Below are 3223 nucleotides of genomic sequence, written 5' to 3' on the forward strand. Positions count from 1 at the left end.
CCGCCTGAGGGATTGATAATGCATACAGACAGAGGCAGCCAGTATTGTTCTGTACAGTATCAAGATTTACTTAGCCAGTATGGGGTTCATTGTAGCATGAGCCACAAAGGGCTGTGTTATGACAATGCCGTTATGGAGCGTTTCTTCTTAAGTTTGAAGATGGAACGTGTGTGGCAGAAACATTATGCAAATCATCAAGAGGCGATTAAAGATGTCAGCCACTACATCACGGTGTTTTACAATCAAATTCGATTGCATTCAACATTAGGATATTTATCGCCAAATAATTATGAGCAAAAAGTAGACAATATCTCTATGCCTGTGTCTGATTTTACTTGACCATTACAATCTTCAAAGTTAAGATGATGGTATGACAATTTTATATACTCCATAAACCCTTTAAATTAATTAGGTGGTTTATGTCGCACTTCAAGTTTTACTCTGCCATGTATTGAAATCAAATGACATCCAAATCAGCATGGATGGTAAAGGTCGATGGGTTGATAATGTGATGGTTGAACGATTATGGCGGAGCGTTAAATATGAAGAGGTGTATCTCAAAGCCTACAGCAATGTTTTGGATGCGAAGAAGCAATTAAACGCATATTTTGAATTTTATAATTTGAAACGACCTCATTCGAGTCTGGACAAAATGACTCCAGATGAGTTTTACTATGACCAGCTACCACAACAAAATAAGGTAGCTTAACTAGAGCAGAGTATCACTTATAAATAAGCTTTTAGTTGTTCAAACATGTGGGACCACCTCTATTTAAAAAAAGGAAAGAAGATGAAAATTAAGTTTTTAACAGTTTCATTGATGCTTATTCTGCCATTTTCTGTTTTTGCAGCAAATACTGTAGTAGAAAAAGCGGTCATTGAATCAAATAATACATATAAGGCGAAGTATAACTTAGAGGATATGACTGAGTTTAATCAGGCTCAAAAGGGCTTTATTGCCAAGCCAACAGGTCAAATTAAAAGTGAGAAAGGCAATGTTATCTGGGATTTTGATGCATTTAGTTTTTTACAAGATCAAGCACCAAATACCGTTAATCCCACTCTATGGCGACAAGCAAAATTAAACAACAATGTTGGGCTATTTAAAGTAACAGATCGAGTTTGGCAAATTCGTGGTTTTGATTTGGCAAATATGACCATCATTCAGGGTGATACTGGCTGGATTATTGTGGATACATTAACCTCTAAAGAAACGGCTGAAGCAGCACTTAAATTTGCTAGACAGCATTTAGGTGAGCAAAAAATTTCAGCCATTATCTTTACCCATAGCCATATCGATCATTTTGGTGGTGCATTAGGCGTTCTTTCTAGCGAAGAAATTAACGCTAGAAAAACTCCAATTATTGCGCCAAAAGGCTTTATGGAAGAAGCGACCAGTGAAAATGTGATGGCAGGTTCAGCCATGATACGTCGTGCGACTTATATGTATGGAACTTTTCTACCTAAAAATGCGGAAGGATTGGTGGATACAGGTTTAGGTAAGGCTGTTGCTGTGGGAAAAATGGGCATCCTTGAGCCTACACAACTGATCACTCAACCAGAACAGAAAATGACGGTTGATGGCTTGGATTTTGTGTTTTATAACGTGCCGGGTTCAGAAGCACCAGCAGAATTAACGTTCTCTATCCCATCATTGAAACTTTATAACGGCGCAGAAATTCTATCTCATACCATGCATAATCTTTATACCCTTCGGGGTGCTAAAGTCCGTGATGCCTTAAAATGGGTGGGCTATCTAGACCAAGCAATGCAGCATGCCAAAGCATCCGATGTATTGATTGCACAGCATCATTGGCCTGTCTGGGGCAATGACAATATTCAAGATTTTATTAAAACCCAGCGAGATGTTTATAAGTTCACGCATGATCAGACGGTGAGATATATGAACTCTGGTTTTAATGGCGCTGAAATTGCCGAAAAAATTAAGCTTCCAGCGGCACTTGATCAAAAACTATATGCTCATGGCTATTATGGAACCCTAAAACATAATGTAAAAGCAGTATACCAATATTATATGGGATGGTTCGATGCCCATCCTTCCAATTTAGATCCATTACCCCCTAAAGCTGTTGCAAAAAAATATATTGAGTTAGCAGGTGGGGAGAACAATGCATTGAAAAATGCGCGGGATGCCTACGCTCAAGCTGACTATAGATGGGCTGCCGAGATTTTAAAACATATTGTGTTGAATAACCCTCAAAACCAACAAGCAAAAGACTTATTGGCGAATACTTATCGTCAATTGGGCTATGCTGCTGAGGCTTCAACTTGGCGTAATTTCTTTTTGGTGGGCGCTCAAGAGCTACAAAATAATGTACCCCTACAAAATACTTCTGATCCGAGTGATTTATTGATTCATACACCAACTGAAAGATTTCTTGAAGCTATGGCGACAAATTTAGATGTGGAAAATTTAAAAAATGAAAACCAGTGTATCAATCTGGTTTTGTCGGATACCAAAGAGCATTTTTCATTATGGGTTGAAAACTCAGTCATGCAGTTTAAGCGTTATGATGAAAGTAAAGATTTGGCATTGGATTGCCCTACATTAACCTTAACCAAGCCCTTATATCTAAAAATGATTACAGGTCAAATAGAAGGGGTAAAAGTCCTGCTTTCTAAAGACAGTAAAGTCAAAGGTAATCCACTGAAAATTGGAAAATTCTTTGCAATGTTTAAACGTCCAGATTCAATTTTCCCGATTGTGACTCGACCAAATGGCTAAGCTCAAATAAGTAAAGTCGAAACTTAAATTAATAGATCCAAAGAAATGGGTGAAATTATCAACTTGGTTCTCCCAATCTTATAACAGGAATACAAGAAATTATTTCTTGTATTCCTCTTTAAAATTAAAAGTAAGCTATATGTATTTTAACTCTATTGATACTTTATTAAATGGTTTTTGAATTTTTATACTTTATTTTCGATGGAGATATTTTTATTAGTAGCTTGTTTAAAAAAGATTTGTTTATTTTTCTATTAATTGCTTCTAAATAATAACTTCAATATTTTTGTGGTTAAAAGGCAAGGGGGTATTATGATGTGTTTTTTATTGAAAATAAGCTTTTATATTAGGGCGAATTCAAACATGAGGTGCGACAGTTTGAAAAGTCTTATGATAATCAACAAGCTGAGCAAATTTCTCTAATGGTGTAAGCCAATCTAACGCTTTTCTAGGACGAGTATTCAGTGACATGGCAAC

2 protein-coding genes and 2 pseudogenes are annotated in these 3223 nt (G+C 36.5%); 3 read left to right on the forward strand and 1 reads right to left on the reverse strand.

Translation table 11 applies throughout. The features are described 5' to 3' along the window. The 3 genes and pseudogenes from E2B99_RS11275 to E2B99_RS11285 all read left to right on the forward strand — a co-directional run. On the forward strand, nt 1–339 hold a 339-nt coding region (locus E2B99_RS11275; RefSeq protein WP_166739040.1), incomplete at its 5' end, for an IS3 family transposase. A 109-nt stretch (nt 340–448) separates the two neighbouring features. Beyond that, a pseudogene (locus E2B99_RS11280) lies at nt 449–709 on the forward strand (integrase core domain-containing protein); the annotation flags it as partial. An 81-nt stretch (nt 710–790) separates the two neighbouring features. Then, nucleotides 791–2746 (forward strand): alkyl/aryl-sulfatase, encoded by a 1956-nt coding sequence (locus tag E2B99_RS11285; protein ID WP_000693745.1) that lies wholly within the window; start codon nt 791–793, stop codon nt 2744–2746. A gap of 357 nt (nt 2747–3103) precedes the next feature. Here E2B99_RS11285 and E2B99_RS11290 read toward each other — a convergent pair. Beyond that, nucleotides 3104–3223: pseudogene (locus E2B99_RS11290) on the reverse strand (IS30 family transposase); the annotation flags it as partial.

The sequence above is a fragment of the Alkanindiges illinoisensis genome (assembly GCF_004377485.1).
GTDB lineage: Bacteria > Pseudomonadota > Gammaproteobacteria > Pseudomonadales > Moraxellaceae > Alkanindiges > Alkanindiges illinoisensis_A.